Origin of the sequence: Caldivirga sp. MU80 (genome assembly GCF_001663375.1) — an archaeon.
In the GTDB taxonomy this organism is placed as follows: Archaea; Thermoproteota; Thermoprotei; order Thermoproteales; family Thermocladiaceae; genus Caldivirga.
Genome location: NZ_LCTF01000026.1, coordinates 1 through 24,677, shown reverse-complemented (window position 1 = coordinate 24,677; position 24,677 = coordinate 1). Strand labels below are relative to the sequence as shown.

The following is a 24,677-nucleotide window of genomic DNA, read 5'->3' as shown; positions in this document are numbered from 1 at the left end:
GTCTGTTGTGGGGTTGGTGGTTTCGTCTCGGGGTGGTGGTGAGGGTGGGGTATCGCCCCACCGGCTCATCCAAAAAGCCCAAACCCCCTCTTGGGGGCACCAACCCAAGCACCAAGAAAAGCTAGGCAAAGGGGGAATTAAAATGTAACTAGAAGCAAAAATACTGGACAATAGGTTAAAACTTTAAACCAACCAAGAAACAACACCACCCCCAGAAGAGGCGAGGCTTGTCGTGTGTTGTCACCACGGCACCTCGTTCATAGAATTTTAAATAAAGCATACCCCATAATAACTTTACTTAGCTAATTTTAGAGAGGGTTAGGTAGGTTTAAGCTTATCTCCAAGCCACTTAACTATGGTGTTGATTACGTTAACCCTAACCTCATAGTCATCAAAGGTGTGGCCACTCTTATCCAGCAGCATCAATGTCTTATCACTGTACTTAACCCTACTGTGGAATTCAACAGACTGCTGGTAGGGTACCGCCTGGTCATCCTTGGAGTGGATTATTAGTATGGGTACGTTGACTAGTTCAGCTACCCCCATGGCGTTTGAGTTAGCCAACCTAAGGACATTACTCAATCTCAACCTATATGGGCCGAAGTAAACGTAGTCACCCCTAGCCCCCTGCGACGCAACCCTACCTAACCCCGAGAAGTCTATTGCAGGTGAGAGCAGTACAAGGGCCTTGGGTACAGTGCTCATCCTTTCATACGTCTTCAACGTTATGTGCCCACCCATGCTTAAACCTAGGAACGCAACCCTACTCGAGTTAACAAACTCAAGGCCTAACGCGTACTTAACCATGAATGCAGCATCCTCGAGGGCATTATCGATGCTGAAATCCTCGAAGGGGCCTGAACTATCCCCATGATTCCTATAATCAAACCTAACAGTGGCCATGCCATTCCCACAAAGCTCCCTAGCAATATCAACATAAAGCCTACCAGACTCAATATGCGTCCCCGTGAAACCATGAAACATGACGACCACAGGGTACTTACCAAGGTCAACTGGCCTATCGATGATACTGAAGATCCACCCATCACCCAGGTTGATCATTGAGGGGACCTCAACACACCTCATGATTATTACCTGGTCTAAATCCTTTTTAAGCATTAACATTCAAAAGTTAAGCCTAGTAATTTAATCGAACCGGGTGCTATGGATGTATAGTCCATATGGATATATGTAACATGGCATTATATCTAAATAGATTCTACTAAATGTCAAGAAATTGACTCTATTTTCATTTACGTGTAGCTATATTCCACAATATATTTATCATTATCATTATTTAATTAATTAAGTATATTTTATATAATCCCATGAATTTTACATATTTTGTAACTATATATTGCGTATTGCTGCGTAAAATTTATAAGGATGAGTTGCAATTTATTTTTATGGCACCTAAAACTACAGTATCGGTAATAAAGGCTGACATTGGGGGCATACCTGGGCATGCTTGGGTGCACCCAAAGATCCTTGAGTATGCCAGTGGTAGGCTTAGGGAGGCTGTTAAGAGCGGGTTGCTTATTGATTACTACGTGTTTAATGTTGGAGATGACATGAGCCTACTGATGACTCATGATAAGGGTATTGATAACCCTGAGATACATGGATTAGCTTGGAACATATTCAAGGAGGCCACTGAAAATTACGCTAAGAAGTTTAAACTTTATGGAGCAGGACAGGACCTGCTTAAGGAAAGCTTCAGCGGCAATGTTAGGGGGCTTGGGCCCCAGGTGGCTGAGATGGAGTTTGAGGAGAGACCGAGTGAACCATTAATAGTCTTCGCTGCCGATAAGACTGAACCCGGCGCGTATAACCTGCCCATGTACAAGATTTTCGCTGATCCATTCAACACCGCAGGCTTGGTAATAGACCCTCAGATGCATGGTGGATTCAGGTTTGAGATAATAGACGTGTATGAGGGTAAGGTCTACCTGCTTGACGCACCTGAACACATATACTCCATACTGGGCCTAATAGGAACACCAGGCAGGTACATCATTAGGAGGGTCTATAGGAGGAGTGACTTAACCCAAGCCGCAGTGGTGAGCGTGGAGAGGCTTAACCTAATTGCGGGTAGGTACGTGGGTAAGGATGACCCAGTGGCAGTGGTTAGAGCCCAACATGGCCTACCGGCGGTTGGCGAGGTCCTTGAGGCCTTCGCCCTACCGCACCTAGTTGAGGGTTGGATGAGGGGCAGCCACACTGGGCCATTAATGCCAGCCAAGTTCGTCAGCATAGACCCAGCTAATAAGATAGCCATGGGGCCTAAGATGACTAGGTTCGATGGGCCACCTAAGGTTGGCGCCTTAGGCTTCCAGTTGCACGATGGCTATCTGGAGGGGCCGGTGGATATGTTTGATGACCCAGCCTTCGACTTAAGTAGGCAGGTAGCAGCCTTCATAACGGACTACATCAGGAGGATGGGGCCAATAATGCCACATAGGTTACCCCCGGAGGAGATGGAGTACACAACACTACCCCAGTTACTATCAGTGCTTAAGCCAATACCCGTTGAGGAGTATGAGAAGAATAGGATGAAGTACCTCAGCGAGAAGGTCACGGCAACGGTCTCAGTTACTGGAGGGGGCAGTGGCGATTAAGCCACGCATAGGCCCCCTTCATTCTCTTAAAATGGTAATGTATATTCATCTAATCAATGTTCAAGTCTTAGAGTACTGATTAAGTCTCGTAATTAGTTGAAACCCTACCCTTACCTTGACGCTGCATTTCATTTATCACTGCCATTGCCGGTTATCAAACTTGTTATATCAATGTTAATCATACCCCTGATAATGTCTTCAAGTCTGCTGGCACCCTCAACATCAGCAACGCTAAGCACCATTGACGAACCGCCGTTGCATGATTTAACTGGGATTATTCTCCACGGCTCCCTGGCATACTTAATAGCCACGTAAGCTTCCCCACCAGCCCTATTGGCGAACTCAATAAGCCTATTAACCTTATCACAACCTATGCTTATCGAGGATGGCTTAGCCCTATACTTAACCTCAAGTATAATAACCCTACCCTTGAACATGGCCACCAGGTCTGGGGCAAACCTGCGCCTAACACCACCCCCACTGGCTGGGGCTCTAATGACAGCGAAGCCTAGGCTCCATAGCCAGTTGGCTAATTCCCTCTCATAGCTAACCCCCCTACGCCCAAAAGGCATAACGCCTTACTAGCTCAGCACCCTTTAAGTTTAATAGGTAACGGGTGGCTAAGGTAACCTGAAAGTTACCCTACCTCCCTTATACTTTAAGCCCTATAAGTTGACCTTACCTGTTAACCAGGTTTAATGAAATCGTTAAGCGGTTTACTGTCCCTTGGTATATTTATCTTAACTAACCCATCGTTGAACAGCACGAGAAACTCACCCCTAGCCAGCCAATTCCCAACAGCCTTAAGGTGCTCATCAACCTCACTTATTAAGGCAGCCCTATACTGCCTCGCATCAACCTCAATCCAAATTTCAAGTATCTTAAAGCTACCGAAGTGGTACAGTATGGGGACAAGCGTATAATCATGCTCCCCAGGGCCAACGTAATCCATAACCCTAATGGCGTAGTCATCGTTAAGCTTAGCCACTATAGTATTCTCAAGAACCTCCATTAACCTGGCAAACTCATCAGCATTAACCTCACTGCTCACTCTTTAAGATTGGGTGTGTGGGTTTATTTTTACTTATTGGGGTAAAACTTAAAAATAGGATAATTATCCCACTACTCCATGGACTGGAGGTCAACGGTACTAACCGTGCTGGTGGTTGTGCTGGTGGTTGCGGTAGGTTACTTAGCCTACAGGGTTAACCAACCGGTGCAGGTTAGGGTAACCGTGACATCACCGGTAACCACAACTGTAACCACCTACATTACAACAACAGCCACTGCGCCAGCCTCAACCAGCACGGTAACCACAACCGCATCAGTAGTAAGTACTGTGACGGCAACCACGACGGCCACTGTAACGTCCACCTCAGTTTCAACAGTAACCTCAGTAACAACAACCATCACTACGCCTCCACGGCAGGTTAGGATTGCATCCCTTGACCCGGCGTGCTCCCAAATAATCTTCACCCTCGGCCTTGGTGACGAGGTGGTTTTACTGGACACGTACTCAAGGCAAATCCTAACCTACTTCAACGTAACCATACCACCCAACGCGACAATACTCACCTCAATATGGCCAGCCCCATCCATTGAAGCCGTGGTTAATGCCTCACCCACAGTGATTTGCTACGACCTAGGGTTCTACGGCCCATCAACACTAGCCTCCTTCTCAAGCATAGGCATACCCATAATCATAATAAACGGCACCGCCGACAGGACGTTCCAGCAGATTGAGACAGACGCATACCTGGTGGCCAAGGCCCTTGGGGCTCCTGAGAGGGGGCTTAAGGTGGCCTCGTGGATGAGCACCGTGATTAATTCCGTCACCAGTAAGGTGTCGGGTTTAAGTAAACCCACCGTCTTGTTCATGGACTGGAGCAACCCGATATATGCACCATCAAACCTAACCTTCATTGGGTATGAGATAGGAGTTGCAGGGGGTTTAGATGTGGTTAACACCACGGTGCCGTGGCCAACGTTAACCCCAAGCCAAGTTCTGGTCTACGACCCAGACTACATAATAGCGAGCGACTTCATGGGCAACTGCTCAGCCACGTTAGCCGCCATAATGCAGATACCTGGGATAAACTACACCAAGGCCGTTAGGGAGGGGCATGTTTACGTGTTGGGTAACTTAGCCACAAGCCTAGTTGAGGAGCCGGGCCCATTATCAGTGTACGGTGCTGAGGTTATTGCGGCCATACTTCACCCAGAGGCATTCGGGTTGAGCAGTGTGCCTCAATGCATAAGCAGTGAATGGGTGTTGAGTACGTTTAAACCTACGTTACCGGGTTGAGGGTGTTGCACTGTGGTTGGTAAGGTTAAAATTAGGTATGTTGGCCTATTCCTAACCCCAATACTCCTAGTGGTGGGTTTAATCCTGAACCTGATTCTCGGTGAGGTTAACGTACCATACACATGCCTGGTGACATGCAACCAGGTTAAGTACAGGATCATCATACTTGACATTAGGCTCCCCTCAACGTTGGCATCACTGGTGGTTGGCTACGTGCTCGGGGTCTCTGGGGCTGTGATGCAGGGTGTGTTGAGGAATCCACTAGCCGAGCCCTTCACCACGGGCATAGCCAGCGCAGCGGTACTTGGTGGTTTACTGGGCTACCTACTGGTGCTTGTGGGTGGGTTAACTGGCTCATACTCAACCCTAGCCATACCGATACTAGCGCTCGTGGTTGGGTTATCATCCTCAATTGTAGTAGTTATGCTTGGCTCAAGGCTAGGTGTCATTGGGTTGATACTAATGGGCATATTAATAACGTTACTATCCTACGCCGCATCAATGATAGTGATGCTAATGATAGAGTCAATAAACCCAACGGCTTCAATCCAGCCCCTCTACCTGCTGTACGGCAACCTAAGCGGCGTGCTTTGGTGGCAAGTGTACGCAATGTTAGCCTCAGCGGTGCCAACAATATTAATAATCATCTACCTATCCAGGTACATTGACCTACTGATGCTTGGTGACGACGTGGCTAAGGCCAGCGGCGTTAACCCAGTAAACGTCAGGAGGATCCTAGTTGCCTTAACCTCAGTACCACTGGCCGTGTCACTGGCCTTCACTGGGATAATAGGCTTCGTGGGTATAATGGCACCCTACGTGGTTAGGCAAATGACCGGTAGAGGATCCGGCAGCGTTGTGGTGCCTTGGTCAGGGTTAGTGGGCTCCTTAATACTGACCTACTCGTACCTAGCCTCAAGGATAATGATTAAGGGTTACGTGGTGCCTATAACGGCCGTAACCGGCATAGCCGGCATACCACTGCTCATGTGGATGATAGCCAGGGGTGGTTTTGGTGCATCCACCTGAACCCCTGGTTGAGTTTAAGGACGCCTACATAGGCTATGGGTCAAGGGTGGTGGTTAGGGGGCTTAACCTAACCGTGTCCAGGGGAGGTTTAACCGTCCTACTTGGGCCTAATGGCAGCGGCAAAACCACAGTGATGAGGGCCATCTTCGGCTCCGCCAGGGTTGTTAAGGGTGTGTTGAGGGTTAATGGCACGGTCTCGTATTCACCGGCGGAGGTTGATGGACTAGTTAACCTAACTGTGCTGGAGACCGTTAGGACGGCTAGGAGGGGCTATGCCTGGGTTAACAATGAGGATGCCGTTAAAGCCCTTAGTGAAGTGGGTATGCTTAGTAAGGTTAATGCCAGGTTGAGTGAGTTAAGCACTGGGGAGAAGAGGCTAACCATGATAGCCAGGGCCATAGCCAGCAACGCCGATTTAATACTCATAGATGAGCCAACCGCCAACCTAGACCCTGGGAATAGGCATAGGGTGCTTAAGGTGATACTAAGCTTAATAACACAACACACAGTCATGGTTGCAACCCACGACGTGGACCTAGCCCTATTGGCAAACCAAGTAGTCATGCTGAGGGATGGCAGCGTGGTTGATGTCGGCCCACCGGTTGAGGTAATAACCGAGGAAAACTTGACTAAACTATACGGCGTAAGCGCCAGGGTAATGAGGAATGGCGGTGAGGTTCACGTGGTATTCCCAATGCATGAGAAGCCGTAGAGCATGAACCTAAACCTTAAGACCTGTAATTAACCTAAATAACCTTACGCCATACCCTGCCTTATTTTCACGAATCCCATGAAAAGCTTATTAGGACCTTGGAGCGTGATGCATGTTTAATATGGTTGATGAGTGCCCTAGGCTAATTTTGAGAAGTAGGCGTGCAAGGGCTTTAATGGCCATGCCCTTCGCAATATCGATACCTAGGGAACCTCCAATTTCAATATTGACAGCTAGAGAACTGTTCAATGACCTTAAGTTAAGGGTGTTAACTACGGTTGGTGATGTAGTGACCAATAATGTCGCCTCCCACTGGAGGAACCCGGACTTAAGCATCGTTGACTTAAACACCAGGAGGGGTGAACAGGTCCAGCAGCGCTTCATCAATGACACCGTGTATAGGGTTAGGAATGAGAGGGGTACCTTAAGTGATGAGGCCTTTAACACGGTTAAAAGGGCCTACGGCACCGTGCTTATGGGCGGTAGGGCCACTATAATTGTTGATGGAGAGGAGGATCTACTGGCTATACCAGCGGTCCTAGAGGCTCCAGGTAACACCGGTGTATTATATGGACTTTATACAGGTTACTTGGTTCTGATTCCTGTGGTAAATGAATATAAGCTTTTAATGCTTAAACTGTTAACTCTGTTAGACCAGGATGAATGTGAAACCCTACGTAATAGCCATAGCATCAATAACAATGGATGGGAAAATAGCAAACCCGTACGTGAGGACTAGGTTCACCTGTAGGTATGACCTTGAGAGGTTATTTAAGGCTAGGGATGAGGTTGATGCAACAATAGTTGGTGCCCAAACCGTGATTGATGTTGATGGCACGTACACGCCTAAGTCAGGTAAGCAGATACTCAGGGTACTTATAGATGGTGCCTTTAGGGTCCCCCTGGAGTCCAAGTTCTTCGCCTCACCAGCACCGGCGTTAGTGGCTGTGACTGAGAAGGCCCCAAGGTCTAAGATTGAACTGGCCAAGAAGGCCGGCATAGAGGTTATGGAGTTTAATGGTCAAGTTGACATTGAGGCGTTGCTGGGTAAACTTGGCGAGAGGGGTATTAGGAAGGTTCTGGTTGAGGGGGGTGGTGTGGTGTTTTGGCAATTCTTCACGAAGAACCTGGTGGATGAGGTTCGGTTAACCGTGGCGCCGTTCATGATGGGTAGGGGGACGAGCCTAATTGAGGGTGACCCACTGAGGCTAAATCAATCACCCAGGTTTAAACCCACCAGGTGGTACCTGTGCGAGTGCGGTAGGGAGGTTGTTATACACTATACAAGGGAGGAGTAGGAGTTAAAAATCCTATTTAAACCCCATTATAAGGCAGTGGTCACTGTGCCGTTTACGTTCAGGTGCATGCCCAACTGCGGCCTATGCTGCAGGTTAAGCCCAGTGACAGTACTACCACACGAGGTCTACCTGATACTGGATGAGGCCGAGGAGCTTGGGGTAGAGGTTAAGTTTAAGGTTGGTTACACAATAGTTGACCTTAACAATAAGGTAACCCTAGCCCTCTCATACCTAATGCTACTCAATGAACATAACGAGTGCCCATTCCTGAGAAACAACAAGTGCATGGTCCACGACAAGTATAAGCCATTAACATGCCGCGCATACCCATACCTACCCAGGATAATAAGGTACTCCTTAGATAGGTTAAGCAGAACCTTGACCTTTGAGGTTAAGTACGCTGCATCAACAATATGCCCAGTGGTTAAGGAGGGGTTAAGCAACGGGTTATTAATTAAGCTGAGCACTGACCCCAACTTAGCCAGCCAAATCTTTGTCAACGAATACCCAGCAGCCATGGAGATGATTGAGGCCAGGAGGGTTTACTCAGATTACTTAACGTACCTTTGGAGGATTGGTGAAGTGGACCTGGTGGAGGATGATGGGTCCTATAACTACCCTGTGGTCAACTCCTTCTGGTTCATAAGGAGGTACTACCCGGACCTAACTATAGGCAAAATCATCAACGTGAGCAGGGCAAGGGAGGGCGAGCCCAACGGTGGCCATTAAGATACAGTTATAAAACCTTAGACAAAGGGCCTTAGGGGGTTAGTATTGCCACACCAGGCCTTAAGTTAATCAGGGGGCCCCAGGGAAGGCCTAGGAGTAGGTGGGCTTCGTTCATAGAGTGGTTCAATAAGGTTATCATTGATGCGGACGTCTACGACTACAGGTACCCCGTTAAGGGTGCATACGTTTGGAGACCCTACGGGGTGGCCATTAGGCGTAACGTGGAGTCACTAATACGCAGGCTGCATGATGAGTCTGGGCACCAGGAGGTGCTGTTCCCAGTCTTCATACCCTACGAGTTCTTCTCAAAGGAAAGCGAACACATTAGGGGGTTTGAGAATGAGGTTTTCTGGGTTAGTAAGGGCATGAGCGGTGAGGAGCGCCTAATACTAAGGCCAACGAGCGAAACCGCCATAATGCCCATGTTTAAGCTTTGGATAAGGGACCACACGGACCTACCCTTCAGGGTGTATCAAATCGTGAGCGTCTTTAGGGCTGAGACAAAGATGACACACCCAATGATTAGGGTTAGGGAAATATCAATGTTTAAGGAAGCCCACACTGCCCATGCGGATAGGGAGGATGCTGAGAGGCAGGTTAGGGAGGCTGTGGGCATATATAGGAGGATATTCGACGAGTTATGCATACCCTACCTAATAAGCAGGAGGACTGAGTGGGATAAGTTCGCTGGGGCCGTGTACACGATAGCCTTCGACACGTTAATGCCGGACGGCAAGACAATGCAGATAGGCACAGTCCACTACCTCGGTGAAAACTTCTCAAGAGTCTTCGATGTTGAGTACCTTGGTAAGGATGGTAAGATGCATTACGTCCACACGACCAGTTATGGAATATCAGAGAGGGTCATAGCGTCCATGATAGCCATCCACGGTGACGACAGGGGTATGCTGCTGCCGCCTAGGTATGCTCCAATTCAGGTCGTAGCCATACCCATAATGTACGGTGAGGACCAGGGTATATTGAGCTACGTTAAGGAGGTTAGTGGCGAGTTGGCTAGGGCTGGGGTGAGGGTTCACGTTGACGATAGAAGGGATAAGACACCTGGCTGGAAGTACTACTACTGGGAGCTTAAGGGGGTGCCCATTAGGCTTGAGGTGGGTCCAGGCGACGTTAAGGACAATACTGTCACATTAACAAGGAGAGACACCTTCGAGAAGTACACGGCACCAAGGGGCAGTGTGGTTGAGGCGGTTGAGGAGTTGATGAGGCTCATCGAGGATAACATGCGTAAGACAGCTTGGGAATGGTTAAGGAGCCATGTTAAGAGGAGCAACAACATTGATGAGGTTAAGAGACTCCTAAACGAAGGTAACGTGGTGGAGGTCCCGTGGAGTGGTGACGAGGGGTGTGGGAAGAGGATAATGGAGTTGACTGAGGCTGATGCATTAGGGACACCGATGGATAGTGATGAGAAGCCAAGTGACTTAAGGGACCTAGCCTGCAGTGACAGGAAGGCTGAGGCTTGGTTGAGGCTATCCAGGAGGTATTAGGTCATAGACTCCGCTTTGGTTGTAACCAAGCACACCTATCACGTACATTGAAGCTGACCAAACCAGTGGTGATGTTGATGGAAGTGGGTTACCGTAGTTAGGATCTATGGCCTCGGGTAGTAGACCGTATTCGGAGTGGTTCACAGCCCAGTTGAGTATGTTTAAGGCAGCCGTGTAGTTACCGACCTCCTCGTAGTATAGGGCTAGGAAAAGCGTGGTTATGACCCATGGGGGCTCCTCGCCGCTGCTATCGTAAAGGTAGGCGGCGTAGTGGTAGATGTCACCACTGTACCTAGCTAACCCACCAACCCTACTATCCCACAGGTTATTGATTACGCAGTCAACGGCGTTAATGGCTCTACTGCTTAACGGGTTGATTAAACCGTAGTCTATGGGTAGTATCACTGATGAATCGTAGGTGGTGCTAACCGGCGCCAGTGTAACCTGGGTCTTACCTTCGTAAAACACCTCACTGGGCCTCAACGCCCTAACGTAGCAGCCACCTATGTAGAAGTACCCTTGCAGCGTGCCATTAAGCCTATTAATCATGCCCAATATCCAGGTGTTGTTAAGGCCTAGCTCACCGTAAAGCCTATAGGAGGCCAATAGGCCGTCAAGGTCCATTGCCTGGGTCCAGAAGTTGTAGGCGTACAGGTCCTCCCAGATGCTGAGGTCCTGGGGTATTAGGCCACTGGACATTATCCTCCCGTACTCCCAACTCAGGGATTTGTTCAACGCCGGTAGTAGCTGCATTATGAGGGTTTTGTTGTGGGTTAACTGGTAATATTGGTAGACTCCTATTTGAAACAGCCCAATGCTATCGTACTCGGGTATGCCATAGCTATAATCAGGTTTGCCATTGAAGAAGCTGTACCTGGTGAACCACACCCCACTGGAATTCTGGGCCTCAGCCATCCACAGCCAATACCTGGCGGCAGACTCATAATGCCCAGCCCCCTGAAGCGCCATGGCGTCGAATGATGAGTCCCTAACCCACGTGTATAGGTATATTGGCTCAGGTGAGGCTGCGAAACCACCCGTTAACGGGTTTTGACTGTCCTTAATTAGGAGGAGGCTTAGGTAGTACTCACCCAGTAGACACCCCCCTAGGTTAGGTTTCCTGGACTCCAATAACCACGTCTCAACCCTCTTACTGTTAATCGCTAAGGCCTGCGTTAGGCTAATTGGCCTGACGTCGACGGCTAATTCAAGGTAGTTGAACCCAGTGCTCTTAACCACCACCTGCACAACCTTACCCACCGTTGATACCGCTATTGATGAGTTGGGTGAGTAGACTGTTATGTTGGGCTCGCCGATTATGGCAACACCACCGCTGGTGGGGCTGTATGTGTAGTTCCCAGAGACCTCAATTACGTAGGTTAATGGTACTTTTGAGTTCTGTATTATGAAGATTAACCCACTGTAGGGGGGTACCATGAACTCCAGCCACCCATTAGTCCCATTAACAATCAGCGTGTTGTTCAAAGTCAAGTAGGACTCACGGACGCTGCCTATGTTATCCACATATAGGCTAACGTTAACTAGGCCAACTCCACCAACCAAAAGCCACCTTATGGACGTTGGCATGGTTACCAACGCACCACTTTTGCTTAACCCAAATATTGGGAAACCGGTCGACACCAGGATACTCATGTTAACCCAGTTACTGAGGAGCATGTATGATGGGGATGGCGGCACCGCATAGGGCAACACCGGGCTAGCAACACTATTAACGGCGCAGCCGCCACTTAACCTAATGCCTACCGTTGAGGCATGGGGCTTAAGGTGAATGATGATAGTCATTAAAGTGATGATCGCCAAGGCAACTACAACCACAGCTAAGGACACCCTACCCCAACTCACCATAACGCCGATAACTACCCATGCCTTAATAAAAATTCGCAATTTACACGTCGTAACGGCGATTTACGGTAATGCTGTTAACCAATTAGCCGGGCTATAGATAAAGATAAAATAGAGGTAGTACCTCTAAGCAACAGTGCTTAGGGGTTTCAGGAGGATTCAATGTACTGAGGAGGAGTATTATGACGAGTTTGGCAGGGAGCTTGACATACCCTACTACGTTGAGGCTGAGTGTTATGCCAAGGAGTATGAGTGGGGTACAGCCACGGTCTCGGCGAGGGACTTGGATGTGGCGGAATACTTTGGGGACTTGGTGCCAGTGTACCTAAACGTAGTTGGCTTCCCACCATTAATCGTGAACAGGATTACGGAGGATAATGATGGGTACGATGCAGTAATTGAGGCTACCATTAATTATGGAAAGGCTAGTGTAATCTACGACTCAGGTTCAATACCAGTGGATTATAACCTGGAGATTGAGTGTAAGAAGGAGGAACTAGTTAAGTGCATTGACAACGTATCCTCATGGATAAATGACTACATTGAGTATTTGACTAGGGTCGCCGAGGATTACCTAAGGAGAAGTAAGCCTGAGTAGCTTGAGGAGGTTAGGTGCAAATATTACGTTGAGGAGGTACGGGTATCCCCCACCACCTGGAAATTGAGGAGACCAAGAGGCAGTTAAGAGGGCTTGAGGAGAGGATATACGAGGGTATTGATGAGGACAAATACCTCCCTGCGTTTCCCACCTAACGGTTTTACTGGTGTTTGTTGAGGTTTATGGTTATTGCCGGGTGGGTTGCGCCTTGCCGCCGGATCATTAGCTTCACTGGTGGGCGTTTGGGTCGGTTTACGTGTCCGTGAAATCTTTATAACTGGCTTTAAGGCTTAGCCCCTGTGGGTGAATCTAGGGTTAAGGTTACGTTGAGGTATCATGAGTTTGCCGATGGGAGAATTGTGATTAGCCGTGATGCATTGGCTACACTTAAGAAGGCTCACTACGGGGTTTATGGACACGCCACGGTTGAGCTTTGCCACTGGACTAAGAGTGCACTGACGGGTGGGCCCAGTTGCTATAAGGTTAAGTTCTACGGTGCCCCAGTGGGTGGTTCGCATAGGTGTGTTGAGATGGGGCCTGTGGGCATGATGTGCAGTAACAAGTGTATCTACTGCTGGAGGCCCTCCGAGTCCTTCGACCCATACGAGCCTGGTTACGGTGAGGTTATGAGCCCTGAGGAGCTCATAAACGGCGTATTAAAGGAGAGGAGGAGGCTCCTCTCGGGTTACTTTGGGCATAGTAGGAGTAGTAGGGGGAAGGTTCTCGAGGCCCTTCAACCAACCCACTGGGCCATATCGCTATCCGGGGAGCCGACCATGTACCCCAGGCTCCCTGAGTTAATTAAGGCCATTAAGGCCCTGCCCAACACGAAGTCAGTTTTCCTCGTCACCAATGGCCTATACCCTGAGATGATTGAGAGGCTCTGGAGGGAGAATGCCCTACCCACCCAGCTTTACCTAAGCCTAAATGCCCCCAATAGGGAGTTGTTCTATAAGATAGCTAACCCAGTTATCCATAGGGATGATGCCTGGGAGAGGGTTTTGAGGAGCCTTGAACTCCTCTCAAAGATACCCACCAGGACTGTGGTTAGGATCACGTTGATTAGGGGTTGGAACACCATGGAGGATTTAATTCCCCAGTTCGCCGAGGTTTTGGGCATTGGGAACCCACACTTCATAGAGCCCAAGTCCTACATGAACCTTGGTCACTCGGTCTATAAGCTGACCAAGGACAACATGCTTAGGCATAGTGAGGTTAGGGAGTGGAGCATGATGCTGCTTAAGGCATTGAGGGATAAGGGTATGGACTACGTGTTCATGGATGAGGACCCCAACTCAAGGATAACCGTGCTCCAGAACATGAAGAGGTACGTTGATAGGTGGATTGAGAAGCCCACTAACCCTTAGTGTAATTCTCAAGGGCACTCATTAGGTAAGGATTAAATATTACGCCGAAGGTTGGGTCATTCCAAGCCCAAATGCCTATGTAAACCGGGTGTAGTTGGCTTGTTAACTCGCCAAGCACCTGATTCATGTAGACTGCCGGTGCGGTGCAGTTCCAGGTGGGCTTCCTGGTCCAGCTGGCTGGTTCAATGTAGGCGTACTCGTCGCAGTACCTGAACCCAACCTCACCGACGAGGAGGTTGAAACCGGCGTCCTTAATCGTCTTTAGGTTGCTCATTAGGTAGTCTGGCACCTCAACGGTGTGGTTAACGTACCTGTAGTCCCAGATGTCGTAGCCGACCAGGGTTAGGTTAGCCTCCCTAGCCAGGGCAAGCACGTTATCGGCTGATTCCCCGTCACTGGCGTAGTAGAATAAGCCGGCCTGGGGGAATTGCTCCCTCAACTCGCCGTATATCTTAACCATGCTTGCTCTGCAGGTGGAGTTGGCAACGCATGCAGCCTCCTCACTGAAGCCTATGTAAAGCCCTTTGCCCGTTGGGTCAATCCTCTTCAAATCATTGATGATGAACTGGGGTAGTTCAATGTAGTTCAGCGTCCCCCTCCACTGGTATGATGGTTGGTAGATTTCGCAGAATATGTTTATGAATACCGGCCTATCCTCATTGACGTACTGCTGGATAAGGTACATGGCCCAGTTTATCCACGGCATGGATGCCCCAGGGTCATTACACTGGTAGGCTAGGACAACACCAGGTGTCGCCCAATTAGGCACTGTGAAGTTCCCAGCACCCCAGGGCACAATCCACAGTACCAGCTTTGCCTTACCTGTAGTGGGTCCTGTTGAGGCTGGGTGGTGGGTAGTTAGCATAAATGCCACTGAGGCTAGGGCTATTACGGCTACCCCCAACGTCACCCATGTCCATTTATTAACCATATTTAATTAACCGTGGCCTAGGCTTTAAAGGATTCATTCATTGGCTTGGCTCAGCTGAGAAAGTTTAATAATTCAATTTAAGCCTGGGCAACCCGAGGTAGGTTAACGTCATGGTTACTGTTGAGGTTCTTGGAGGTGGTGGTGAGGTTGGTAGGATGGCGATACTTGTTAGGGGCTCTAGGAACACGGTGCTGCTTGACTACGGGGTTAACTTCGACGAGGAGGGTAGGCCAATCTTCCCACTCCACGTTAGGCCAAGGGACCTGACCGCTGTAGTCCTAAGCCACGCCCACCTGGACCACTGCGGCGCATTGCCCGGGCTCTACGTGAGCTCAAGCCCACCGCTATACACAACCCCCCTAACAGCTGAGTTGGCTGAGTTGATGTTTAGGGATGCGGTTAAGCTGAGCGGCTACTACCTACCCTACGAGGAGGAGGAGATTAGGAATGCCCTAAGGCAGGCCAAGCCGGTTAACTTTAACGAGGCCGTTGAGTTGAACGGCGACTCCCTCATGTTCCTGAACGCGGGTCACGTGCCGGGCAGCGTGATGACTTTGATGAGCATTGACGGGTATAGGATACTGTTCACCGGGGACTTTAACCTAGCCTCCAGCAACCTCCTTGATGGGGCGGACCTGTACAACGTGCCCAGGGACATCGACCTCGTCATCATGGAGGCCACCTACGCCGGTGGTACGCATCCACCCAGGGAGAAACTTGAGGAGGAGTTCATTAAGGCAGTTAAGGAGACTCTTGAGGAGGGTGGGTCAGTGCTCATACCGAGCTTCACCATTGGAAGGACCCAGGAGCTTCTACTAACCTTAATTAAGCATGACGTGACTGAGGTGCCCATATACGTGGATGGGCTTGCCAGGGTGGCTAATAGGGTGATTAGCAAGTACCCCCAGTTCCTAAGGGACCCAAACCTGTACGCTAAGGCTATGACGTACAGCACGGAGATTATGGGTAACTACTTCAGGAGGAACGCCCTAAGGGACCAGGCCGTGATAATAACCCCAGCCGGGATGCTTAAGGGTGGCGCAGCCGTGTACTACCTAAAGAGGCTTGGTGGCGATAGGAGGAACGCCGTGATACTGCCAAGTTATCAGGCCCCAGACTCCCCCGGCTATGATCTACTCACTAAGGGTGTTGTTAGGGTTGATAATGAGGAGATTAGGGTTAACGCAAAGGTCTACTGGTTCGACTTCTCAGCCCACAGCGGCCTGGAGGAGCTGGTCAACTTCATAAGGTACTTCAGCGAGGGCACAAACATACTGATAGTCCACTCAAGCCCAAGGAACGCCCTAAGGCTCAGCGAGCACCTGGAGGGAAGGAACATACACGTAACCTTGACCACGGGGGAGGCCTTCGAACTTTAACGGTATAATCAACTTAACTTGCATGAATCCTAGCGGCCCCGCCGGGACTTGAACCCGGGTCCTACGGCTCCGCAGGCCGCCGCCCTATCCAAGCTGGGCCACGGGGCCTGTTGGACGTTGCGGCTTGAGCCTAATTAAGGTTTACTGCGTGGATGCCGGGTCAGCCGGTTTATTGTCTTCACCTTTCATTAAAAAGACCCGTAGCTCATCACTGGTTAATGATTGCTGCGCCTTGTTTTAAGGGTTATCCTATGAGGCTACTTGGGCTTGATTGATCTCCTGTACGAGCTTCATTGGTGTGAATCTTTGTTCAATGCCCTGGTTCCTAATGTTGGCCATTATCTCGTCCAGCCTGTCCTCAATCTCCTTAACCCTCTTCTCAATGTAGTTTATGAAGTAGTTTATGCCTATCCTCACGGGTAGCATTAATGGGCCCCTTAGGTAGAATTTGTTCACAATGTCCCTGGCCCAGTAGACCGAGTGCCTAAACACAACCCTGAGCAGCTCAATGTGCTCTGGGAGTAGGTTGTACCTATACAGCCACCCCTCCTTATCAGTCCTAATGTGGTTCATGGGTACGTAGAACAGTGGGACCACTAGGCTCCTGTATGGCCTAATCCTCTCAATGAGCTCAATGGTCTCGTTAACGTCATCAGCTGTTTCACCAGGTAGGCCAACTATTATGGTTAGGGCCGGTATTAACTTGATCTCGTGCATTATGGATAATGCATCGGTGACCACGTCCCACCAGTTCTCAATCTTGTAGGGGGCCGCCTTACCTGGCATAATCATCTTGGCTAGTCTGCGGGAGCCAGTCTCAAGCCCCACCTGGGCTCCCCACCAGTCCTGGTTCTCATCCTCAATTATCTCGGCTATCTTACTCATCAACTTGCCCTGCATCTTCTCGCCGTAAAGCACAGCGGCCAGGGTTGTGTGGCTCCAGGCAACTGTCTTGTAGTACCTCTTAACTAACTTATGAAGTTCAATGAGCTTCTCCGGCTTGGGTATCACTGTGGGTGAGCCGTATAGTGGGACGTCCTCAGCGTGTATTAGGCCGTGCACGACACCATTCCTGACGTTGACCTTGAGCTCCTCCTCAATCTTACTCAACGGGTACCAGCGCAGGGCCCTCAATGTGACTGAGCAGAAGGCGCAGCTCCTCGGGCAGCCACGCCCAATCTCAACGAGCCCATTCACGGAGGCGCCCTTAATGACCCTTATCTCATCTATGCTTGGTGAGTCCAACCTACCCAGGTAGACGTACCTGGGGAGGGGCTCATTGTTGAGGGCCCTCTTGGCCAGGTCAACGACGGCCACGTCACCCTCCCCATCGAAGACTAGGTCAATCCCATAGTAGCTAATGAGCTCCGGGAAGTATAGCCACTGCCATGCTGATGGGCCCCCCACGAATATCTTCAGGCCGTTTGTCTTCTTGGCCTCGTCAATGTAGGGCTTCAGGTTACTCATCATCTTCTTGAATAGGTAAGCATTAAGCGGCTCCTTACCCACAATCACGGCCCAGGTTGATGAGGGTGGGTTGAGGCCGAAGTAGTCGTGGTGGCTCAGCATGAGTACCTTGGCGCCGTTCTTAATGTACCTGGGCACGTAATCGGGGTCTATTATGGCTGCCTTAAGGCCTGCGTCGATTAGGGCTGCCTCAATCTTCCTAAGCCCATACGGCGCCTCCCTGGGCCTACCGAGCCTATCAACCTTAGGCTTGGGTGCAGCCAGCCACACGTGGAACCACTCCGAGAGCCTTTGGAATGGGCCGAGGGAGACGAAGATTGGGCCAGTGGTTAGGAAGCCTAGGAATTCCTTACCGTGGTGGTTAGTCATCAATGACCTATCCGTGGTTAGGACGATGTCGAGCCTCTCATCCCCCTTAACCATTACGAGTACCTAAACTGCTCCTTTAAATACTTTGCAATAACCCAGAAGTCCCCCCTTCGGTGTTGGGTTAGGTTTTTAAATAAATATTTAAACCTACATAATGAACAGACTTTAACCAGACAGCACCTGGCACTGCCCAGGTTAACCCATTGACGAAGCCGTTAAATAGCCGGGGCGTTTATTTGCGTTGAGTGCGCTGGCCATGATTGGGAAGGGGGTTGTGGCTAAGGGGAGGTTCTTCAGCGGCGTTAAGAAGCCTGTTAGGGTGATCTCTGGGGTTACGCCAATAGCCGTAATGACGGCGCCACTACCGTGCCCGGGTAGGTGCATCTACTGCCCAGGTGGCCCACAGTTGAACACCCCCAAGAGTTACCTACCGGACTCCCCAGTACCCCTCAGGGCCTCTAGGGTTAACTACGACCCATACATGCAGGTGGTCTCCAGGGTGGCTCAGTATAGGGCTATGGGGCACCCTGTGAGTAAGGTTGAGGTGATAGTCATGGGCGGCACCTTCACTGCACTACCGCTCAACTACCAGTACTGGTTCATACTCAACGTCTACAGGGCCCTCAACGACTACCCGGTGTGGAGCAGTGGTTCACCGTCCGGTGACTTGGAGGTTGAGGAGTTGAGGAATGAGGATGCTAGGGCTAGGGTTGTGGCTTTAACCATAGAGACAAGGCCCGACTTCGCCTATGAGAAGCAGGTCAACTGGATGCTGAGCTACGGGGCCACCAGGGTTGAGTTGGGCGTCCAGTCAATATACGATGATGTGTTGGCAAGGGTTAGGAGGGGTCATGGAGTGGCTGAGGTGGTTAAGTCAACAAGGATCCTTAAGGACTCGGCATACAAGGTCTGCTACCACGTAATGCCCGGGTTACCGGGCTCAGACCCTGATAGGGACTTGGCGATGGTTGATGAACTGTTCAGTAACCCCGACTTCAAGCCGGACTGCGTTAAAATATACCCAACACTCGTCGTACCGGGGACTGAGCTGTACGAGATGTGGCGTAGGGGGGAGTACAGGAGCTACGACACGGAGACTTGGCTAAGCCTACTGGCCAAGATGCTGGCTAGGGTGCCTAGGTGGGTTAGGGTTATGAGGTTTGGTAGGGATATTCCACTGCACTGGGTTGTGGATGGGCCCAGGATAGGCAACCTGAGGGAGGAGGTTTGGGGTTTCATGGCCAAGATGGGGCTTAGGTGCGTTGAGATTAGGTGCCGTGAGGTTGGGCACAGGATACTTGAGAGGGGTGAGCCACCGAGGCCCAGTAGGCTGTGGATTAATAGGATTAACTACGAGGCCTCCGGGGGTGAGGAGGTTTACCTAGAGGTCATTAACAATGAGGACACGCTCTACGGCATACTGAGGCTTAGGATACCTAACAAGCCCCATAGGCCAGAGTTAAAGGGTAGGGTGGCCCTGGTGAGGGAGCTCCACGTCTACGGGCCCCAGGTGGCCGTTGGTGGTGAGCCCAGTGGCTTGCTTTGGTGGCAGCATAGGGGTATTGGCAGGGCGCTCATGGCTAAGGCCGAGGAGGTGGCCCTCGAGTACGGTGCATTAAGGGTCTTCGTGATATCCGGGGTTGGGGTTAGGGGTTACTATAGGCTGTTGGGCTACAGGAGGTACCCAGGCTCAATCTACATGTACAAGGACCTTAGGAGAGCTAAACCCCTCAATTACGACCTAGGCTCAAGCCGCAGCGATGAGGCCACGGCCGGTGAGCAGTATTACATACAGGGCTAGTTGAGGTGGGCTCATGTTCATTGAACTACACCTAACAACCAACGACCCAGAGGTCCTGAGGGCCATGGCTAGGATGGGGTACGTGGCCGCGGCCTCAATAACCAGGGTGAGGGATGAGGAGGATAGTGGGCTACTGATCATGAGGAAGGTCCAGGGGCCTAGGCGTGGTGGCTGGGGGCAGTTCACAGTGAGCTACGTGGTTGGTAACAATAGGTATGCCCTAAACAAGTACATAACAAACGACAGGGTTGACGTAGTCACCATACTGCCGGGCCGGGAGTACCCGAGTAGAAGGCAGTTGGCCATAATGGAGGGTGAGGGTAAGTACATTGAACTTGTCCTACTACCCTTCCTCAGGATGGGGCTAGTAAACGACCTTGTTAAGGTAGCCTCGGACGTAATGGACTACTCCACAAGGGCTGTGCTGTCGCTTGGGGTTGGTTCAATGGGTGACTTGAAGAACCCCATGGACGCCGCGGCGCTGCTAGGCATGCTCACTGGTGATAGGGGCTACTGGGTTAGGGCCGTTAAGGATAACCCAATGGCCCTAGTAGTGGATTCAATATACAGGAGCGGCGTATGCTCCTAATCCCCACTATCGGACTCGTAGAGGAGCATCACGTACCTGAAGTCCTCATAATTAGGGCTATTGTTGAGGGAGAGTAGGTTAGCTACACCAAGCTCGGCAATCACGGACCTCAGGTTCATTAACTTATGCCTCCTAGCCAACATAGCCCTAGGGCTAACAGCATCAACGCTAACAAGGTTAAGCAGCATGTCAACGAGGAGGTTAAGGTTGTATGAAGGACTCGGCTTAAGTAATCTCCCAAGCCGCTGAATAAAGGCTAAAACACCCATCAACACTGTAAACGCTGAGGGGATTAATAAACTTTAACTCGATATATAGTGCTATTGGGGTTAAGGAAGCCAACTTAAGGAGCCGTGAGGAGAAAAGCTAATAAGGTTGTTAGGCAGGAGTTAGGCGTTAAGGCCCCGGTAGTGTAGCCTGGTACAACACGCGGGCCTGTGGAGCCCGTAACCCGGGTTCAAATCCCGGCCGGGGCCACCAGAGCAATAAATATTGAAGTAATAATTATGTATATAGTCAGACAAATTGAAAATGCAATATAATAATTTTAGTTTAAATAATGATATAAAATATTTAATATAAAAATGATAGAATTAGCTTAAGATAATAATATAAAGAGTAAGTTATTTAAATCAAAATATAACTAATTTATTTCTTATGAAGGAAAGAAAGGATGAAAGCGAGAGATTAATAGATCAATTAAAGATCCTGCAGTATTATGGTTGGCCAAATGAGATTTATTCTAAGCATTTGAAGGAAATAGATATATATGATCCACATAAGGAGACTTACGAGGTTGAGGAAGGTAAGGTTAGGATTTATCATGCATTTAAAGAGGTGTTGATCTCGTACTATACCGGAATAGCCATAAATGTTATACATAGGCGGGTATCTGGAAGTACATGCTTCGTAGATGCTACGGCAGGTATAGGCATTGTTCCCTTACTTCTGGAGGACAAGGTAATACCGATTTTTGGTTCCGCAGTTATTCCACTCATAACTCCCACATTAGGTGAAAGATATTTCGGGAAGAAAGAATTAAAACCATTTAAAATGGTTTTCTTAATGGAAAAAGATATAAAACGTAGGAATATTCTTAGGAAAGTAATCAATGAGGTATTAGAAAGGTTGAGAAATATTAATATGCCAATGCCTCATATAGAATTTTATGACGATTTTAATAGTTATATACACCATATATTAATGAAATACAGAAATGAATGTAATTATTGGCTTGTCGTTATTGATCCTACAGGTACTGAGATTGAATGGAATGCTATGGAGACTTTGCTTAATGTTCGTAAGAATTATAAAGTAATCGTTGATGTTATGTTTAATTTCATGTGTGGATCGTTAAGGCGCCAAAAAGGCGAAGCTTGCAGTAAGAAACATAAGTTCGATGAATTCTTTGGTGATGAGGGATGGAGAAAGTGCTGCAATGAGAAAGGGTTTGGCGAATGTTTACATAATTATTACGTAGATAAAGTAAAGAGTTTAAATTATGAGGTTTATGGATCTTCGATATGGAAGATGGGAAATCCATGGCATTATCACTTTGATTTAATAATTTATAAACATCATAAAAAGTCTCATCCATGGATACAGCCTTATAGGAGTATATCAGAATACATTGTTAATTTACGTGAAGATGGATTATATAGAATGCTAACTAATGGGCTACTTATAAACTACATGCAAAAGGATCGAATGTAGGTAAGTCTCTTTCAGAATGCCTTATAAAGAATATTAATAACATTTAGTAATACTCATACCAATACTTACCATTTAGCCTATGCTTTTTTAAAAGTTCCTCGAATAGGCTTCCTACCCACCTATCCACCTCCCCATTAATAATTATCCTTTCGCCCAGTAACTGTTCAAGTCTTTTAATGTTAAAGCCTCTAACATGCAACATTTCACCAAAGACCTGGTTAACACCTATGCTTGCTAATTTCCTCATTAATGTATCTAAGTCTTGCTCTAGACTTGGTCTAAGCTTATTTGGTGGTATTATTGGGGCAATAATAACCCCAATCCTAAGCCCGTGTTCCTTGGCCTTCTTAAGCATCATAAGCCTAGCCTCGGCTGGAGACACATGAGGTTCAATAACCCGCCTGAGCGTCTCATTTACCGTAGCTATTGAAACTTGGAAGATAACTTGATTTTTGTATTCAGCCAATATTGGTAGCAATTGAAGCGCATTTAGGCTCCTCGTCTGAATTAAGAAATGTACACCATGTTTGAGGCCGGTCTCCAGGATTGCCTTTGCGTAAGGTAGAAGTTGCGGCAAAAATGGATCATGAGTTGAGGACATAAGTACTAGCTCATCACGCCACTTATGCCAAGGAGTCTCCTCAAGAGCTTTCTTAAATGATACTGGCTCTGGTATCAATAGGTATGTACCCCACTCTCCTTTAGTTTCAGGATACTTACCTGTGAAGAACCTTTTATGAATATTATCCACGTAGCAGAAGGGACAGGCATGAGTGCAGCCAATGGCAAAATTCACGACCCAGCCGGTGCTCAGCTCCTTTCCAACACCACCTCTACTTACGTCAGTTAACCTTGAAGGCTTAATAAGTGGAGCCCTTACTTTAAATTCGCCGGAAACAGCGTTACTAAGGCTAAGCCGAAATTGCACTGTAGCCCACTAAAAAATACCTCAGAATAGATGAGTATAAAAACCGGTGTCTACATTACCATTATATTTACAGTTCCCTATTCGTTCTATATTATTATGGTGTCTGGTAATGCTGTAAGAACTATAACTATAATGAAGTTAAATGGTAATAATATTATTCTAAAATTTTAAGTTACTATAAACCTATTTACTATTTAACTTGGGCAACTTTCTCACTAGATATATCACTGAGTGAGGTTAGGATTCTTGTTGGGCATTATTGGAGTTCTAAGCATGAGAAACTTAGGAGTGGTATTTGCGCCATGTACCTGGGGTTTGTTGTGGTTTGTGGGTGCTTCGTTGTGTGATGTTGGTCTTTTGTTTCAGTGATTCATGAATGCTTTAATGCAGCCTAATTGCCTCTCTGTTTGTGGCCTTGGATTTACTCACCCCATGCCTCACCGGTTGTAGGGGTGATGGTGGGGGTTTGGTTAAGTCGTTGGGCTCTGAATATGAGGTTACTCAGGTTGTTGGTGGTACTCGCCAGACGACGAATTATATCTACATTTATGCTGGTGATTGCTTTGTGAACATTAGGCGTCTACGGGGCTCTAGGCTCGTTTCAAGGATGAGGAGGAGGCGTAACATGACTGAGGAGGTGTATAGAGTCCCTAGGGATGTGCTTGATGGTAAGGTCATACTGAACCTCAGCTTCACGGTCAGTGGTCACTTCTCCGCAGAGACTTACATCACCAGTGGTGGTGTGGTTAAGCGTTGTGGTTGCGATTTGCCTGAGAGGGATGATGAGTTCGCATTAAAGGTTGCCTCAATATTCTGCCCAGTGGGTGATGAGCGGGATATCGTTAAGCAATACCTTGACCTAGTCCCGAGGCTGTCTAGGGAGACGATAGATGTAGTGAGGAGGTCTGGGGCGGAGGTGTACACTGGCAGTGCCGAGAGGCTGGGTGATGCGTTACGTAGGCCAGGCCTTTCCATCCTAATATGTATGGCTTCGCCAACTACACGGGGTAGGGTTCAATGCCTATTGGATAACATGGCCCACGTACTAGAGCTTTTTACGGCTGCTAAGGTGATTGAGACTCTGGATGCAGTATCACTTCAAGGCTGGTTCATTTGGTTTACCGGTAACACACCCCTAGCCACCGTTAGGTCTAGGGTTACGGGTAGGGAATACACCATATTCTACCAACCATCAATACTACCCCACACACTATCATTAATGGTTCCCGACGCCAAGGGCTTACCAAAGCACTTAGTCCCTGACATTGTTATTTTCGAGGGGAGTATTGGTTCTGTGGGTTGGGGCAAACTAATTGACCTGGTGAATCAGGGCAAAATACCCACCCTACTCATTGAGGTTAAGCTTGGCATTAGACGTGTTAAGTGGGAGGAGCCACAGTACGTTATCAAACAGGTGAATGAGTACATTAAACTCCTAAAGCCAAGAAGCACAGTACTAGTCTCACTAAG

At 48.7% G+C, this 24,677-nt stretch carries 23 protein-coding genes and 2 tRNA genes; 16 read left to right on the top strand and 9 right to left on the bottom strand.

The window, feature by feature from the left end; all coding sequences use genetic code 11:
* Window positions 1-318: 318 nt before the first annotated feature.
* Window positions 319-1,086: an alpha/beta hydrolase gene (locus AAX04_RS08200; RefSeq protein ID WP_066796716.1), complete on the bottom strand. Its 768-nt coding sequence runs from the start codon at window positions 1,084-1,086 to the stop codon at window positions 319-321.
* Window positions 1,087-1,406: 320 nt separating this feature from the next.
* Between AAX04_RS08200 and fbp the strand changes: the two genes are divergently transcribed.
* A complete protein-coding gene (gene fbp, locus AAX04_RS08195; protein WP_066796713.1) occupies window positions 1,407-2,618 on the top strand; it encodes a fructose-1,6-bisphosphate aldolase/phosphatase in 1,212 nt (403 codons plus the stop codon).
* Window positions 2,619-2,746: 128 nt separating this feature from the next.
* Here the strand turns inward: fbp and hjc are convergent, their stop codons facing one another.
* The gene (hjc, locus tag AAX04_RS08190) at window positions 2,747-3,190 is read right to left on the bottom strand and encodes a Holliday junction resolvase Hjc (RefSeq protein WP_066796710.1); all 444 of its coding nucleotides are present in this window, start codon (window positions 3,188-3,190) and stop codon (window positions 2,747-2,749) included.
* A 113-nt stretch (window positions 3,191-3,303) separates the two neighbouring features.
* Entirely contained in the window at window positions 3,304-3,669 is a 366-nt protein-coding gene (locus AAX04_RS08185; protein WP_066796706.1) for a hypothetical protein, read from the bottom strand.
* Window positions 3,670-3,747: 78 nt separating this feature from the next.
* On the opposite strand from AAX04_RS08185, the gene AAX04_RS08180 reads away from it, so the two are divergent.
* The 7 genes from AAX04_RS08180 to proS all read left to right on the top strand — a co-directional run bounded on the left by AAX04_RS08180 (window position 3,748) and on the right by proS (window position 10,202).
* Window positions 3,748-4,923 carry an ABC transporter substrate-binding protein gene (locus AAX04_RS08180; protein ID WP_066796703.1) on the top strand — a complete coding sequence of 392 codons (1,176 nt, stop codon included), beginning with the start codon at window positions 3,748-3,750 and terminating at the stop codon, window positions 4,921-4,923.
* Window positions 4,924-4,935: 12 nt separating this feature from the next.
* Entirely contained in the window at window positions 4,936-5,952 is a 1,017-nt protein-coding gene (locus AAX04_RS08175; RefSeq protein WP_066796700.1) for an iron ABC transporter permease, read from the top strand.
* Window positions 5,939-6,664, top strand: a complete 726-nt coding sequence (locus AAX04_RS08170; protein ID WP_066796698.1) for an ABC transporter ATP-binding protein — start codon at window positions 5,939-5,941, stop codon at window positions 6,662-6,664. Before AAX04_RS08175 ends, AAX04_RS08170 begins: the two co-directional genes overlap by 14 nt.
* Window positions 6,665-6,785: 121 nt before the next feature.
* A complete protein-coding gene (locus AAX04_RS08165; protein ID WP_066796695.1) occupies window positions 6,786-7,403 on the top strand; it encodes a GTP-dependent dephospho-CoA kinase family protein in 618 nt (205 codons plus the stop codon).
* Complete coding sequence (locus tag AAX04_RS08160) at window positions 7,324-7,962, top strand: dihydrofolate reductase family protein (protein ID WP_084761284.1); 639 nt, start codon at window positions 7,324-7,326, stop codon at window positions 7,960-7,962. Before AAX04_RS08165 ends, AAX04_RS08160 begins: the two co-directional genes overlap by 80 nt.
* 45 nt (window positions 7,963-8,007) lie before the next feature.
* Window positions 8,008-8,691: a YkgJ family cysteine cluster protein gene (locus tag AAX04_RS08155; RefSeq protein WP_084761283.1), complete on the top strand. Its 684-nt coding sequence runs from the start codon at window positions 8,008-8,010 to the stop codon at window positions 8,689-8,691.
* 44 nt (window positions 8,692-8,735) lie between these two features.
* Window positions 8,736-10,202 carry a proline--tRNA ligase gene (proS, locus tag AAX04_RS08150; RefSeq protein ID WP_066796692.1) on the top strand — a complete coding sequence of 489 codons (1,467 nt, stop codon included), beginning with the start codon at window positions 8,736-8,738 and terminating at the stop codon, window positions 10,200-10,202.
* Here the strand turns inward: proS and AAX04_RS08145 are convergent.
* On the bottom strand, window positions 10,185-12,068 hold the full coding sequence (locus tag AAX04_RS08145; protein WP_066796689.1) for a glycoside hydrolase family 15 protein: 1,884 nt from the start codon (window positions 12,066-12,068) through the stop codon (window positions 10,185-10,187). The two genes, proS and AAX04_RS08145, sit on opposite strands and share 18 nt — an antisense overlap.
* A gap of 133 nt (window positions 12,069-12,201) precedes the next feature.
* Here AAX04_RS08145 and AAX04_RS08140 point away from each other — a divergent pair, with 133 nt between their 5' ends.
* Both AAX04_RS08140 and twy1 read left to right on the top strand, forming a co-directional pair.
* Entirely contained in the window at window positions 12,202-12,663 is a 462-nt protein-coding gene (locus AAX04_RS08140) for a hypothetical protein (protein ID WP_066796686.1), read from the top strand.
* Window positions 12,664-12,962: 299 nt separating this feature from the next.
* A complete protein-coding gene (twy1, locus tag AAX04_RS08135; RefSeq protein WP_066796683.1) occupies window positions 12,963-14,030 on the top strand; it encodes a 4-demethylwyosine synthase TYW1 in 1,068 nt (355 codons plus the stop codon).
* Here the strand turns inward: twy1 and AAX04_RS08130 are convergent.
* Complete coding sequence (locus AAX04_RS08130) at window positions 14,020-14,961, bottom strand: hypothetical protein (protein ID WP_066796681.1); 942 nt, start codon at window positions 14,959-14,961, stop codon at window positions 14,020-14,022. The two genes, twy1 and AAX04_RS08130, sit on opposite strands and share 11 nt — an antisense overlap.
* A gap of 110 nt (window positions 14,962-15,071) precedes the next feature.
* Between AAX04_RS08130 and AAX04_RS08125 the strand changes: the two genes are divergently transcribed.
* Complete coding sequence (locus AAX04_RS08125) at window positions 15,072-16,340, top strand: MBL fold metallo-hydrolase (protein ID WP_066796678.1); 1,269 nt, start codon at window positions 15,072-15,074, stop codon at window positions 16,338-16,340.
* Between the two features lie 33 nt (window positions 16,341-16,373).
* Here AAX04_RS08125 and AAX04_RS08120 read toward each other — a convergent pair.
* Both AAX04_RS08120 and AAX04_RS08115 read right to left on the bottom strand, forming a co-directional pair.
* Window positions 16,374-16,448, bottom strand: a tRNA-Arg gene (locus AAX04_RS08120).
* A gap of 141 nt (window positions 16,449-16,589) precedes the next feature.
* The gene (locus AAX04_RS08115; RefSeq protein WP_066796675.1) at window positions 16,590-18,230 is read right to left on the bottom strand and encodes a radical SAM protein; all 1,641 of its coding nucleotides are present in this window, start codon (window positions 18,228-18,230) and stop codon (window positions 16,590-16,592) included.
* Between the two features lie 202 nt (window positions 18,231-18,432).
* Here AAX04_RS08115 and AAX04_RS08110 point away from each other — a divergent pair, with 202 nt between their 5' ends.
* Together AAX04_RS08110 and AAX04_RS08105 are read left to right on the top strand one after the other, a co-directional pair.
* Window positions 18,433-19,977, top strand: a complete 1,545-nt coding sequence (locus AAX04_RS08110) for an elongator complex protein 3 (RefSeq protein ID WP_066796674.1) — start codon at window positions 18,433-18,435, stop codon at window positions 19,975-19,977.
* A gap of 13 nt (window positions 19,978-19,990) precedes the next feature.
* Window positions 19,991-20,566, top strand: coding sequence for a hypothetical protein (locus AAX04_RS08105; RefSeq protein WP_066796672.1), 576 nt, complete (start codon window positions 19,991-19,993; stop codon window positions 20,564-20,566).
* On the opposite strand, the gene AAX04_RS08100 is transcribed toward AAX04_RS08105, so the two are convergent.
* The gene (locus tag AAX04_RS08100; RefSeq protein WP_066796670.1) at window positions 20,563-20,835 is read right to left on the bottom strand and encodes a hypothetical protein; all 273 of its coding nucleotides are present in this window, start codon (window positions 20,833-20,835) and stop codon (window positions 20,563-20,565) included. The genes AAX04_RS08105 and AAX04_RS08100 overlap by 4 nt on opposite strands.
* Before the next feature lie 131 nt (window positions 20,836-20,966).
* Here AAX04_RS08100 and AAX04_RS08095 point away from each other — a divergent pair.
* Together AAX04_RS08095 and AAX04_RS08090 are read left to right on the top strand one after the other, a co-directional pair.
* Window positions 20,967-21,046: transfer RNA gene (locus tag AAX04_RS08095), tRNA-His, on the top strand.
* A 177-nt stretch (window positions 21,047-21,223) separates the two neighbouring features.
* A complete protein-coding gene (locus AAX04_RS08090; RefSeq protein ID WP_066796667.1) occupies window positions 21,224-22,279 on the top strand; it encodes a hypothetical protein in 1,056 nt (351 codons plus the stop codon).
* A gap of 43 nt (window positions 22,280-22,322) precedes the next feature.
* Here the strand turns inward: AAX04_RS08090 and AAX04_RS08085 are convergent, their stop codons facing one another.
* A complete protein-coding gene (locus tag AAX04_RS08085) occupies window positions 22,323-23,207 on the bottom strand; it encodes a radical SAM protein (protein ID WP_066796664.1) in 885 nt (294 codons plus the stop codon).
* Window positions 23,208-23,616: 409 nt separating this feature from the next.
* Between AAX04_RS08085 and AAX04_RS08080 the strand changes: the two genes are divergently transcribed.
* Window positions 23,617-24,677: hypothetical protein (locus AAX04_RS08080; RefSeq protein WP_156519772.1), on the top strand; the 1,061-nt coding region annotated here is incomplete at its 3' end.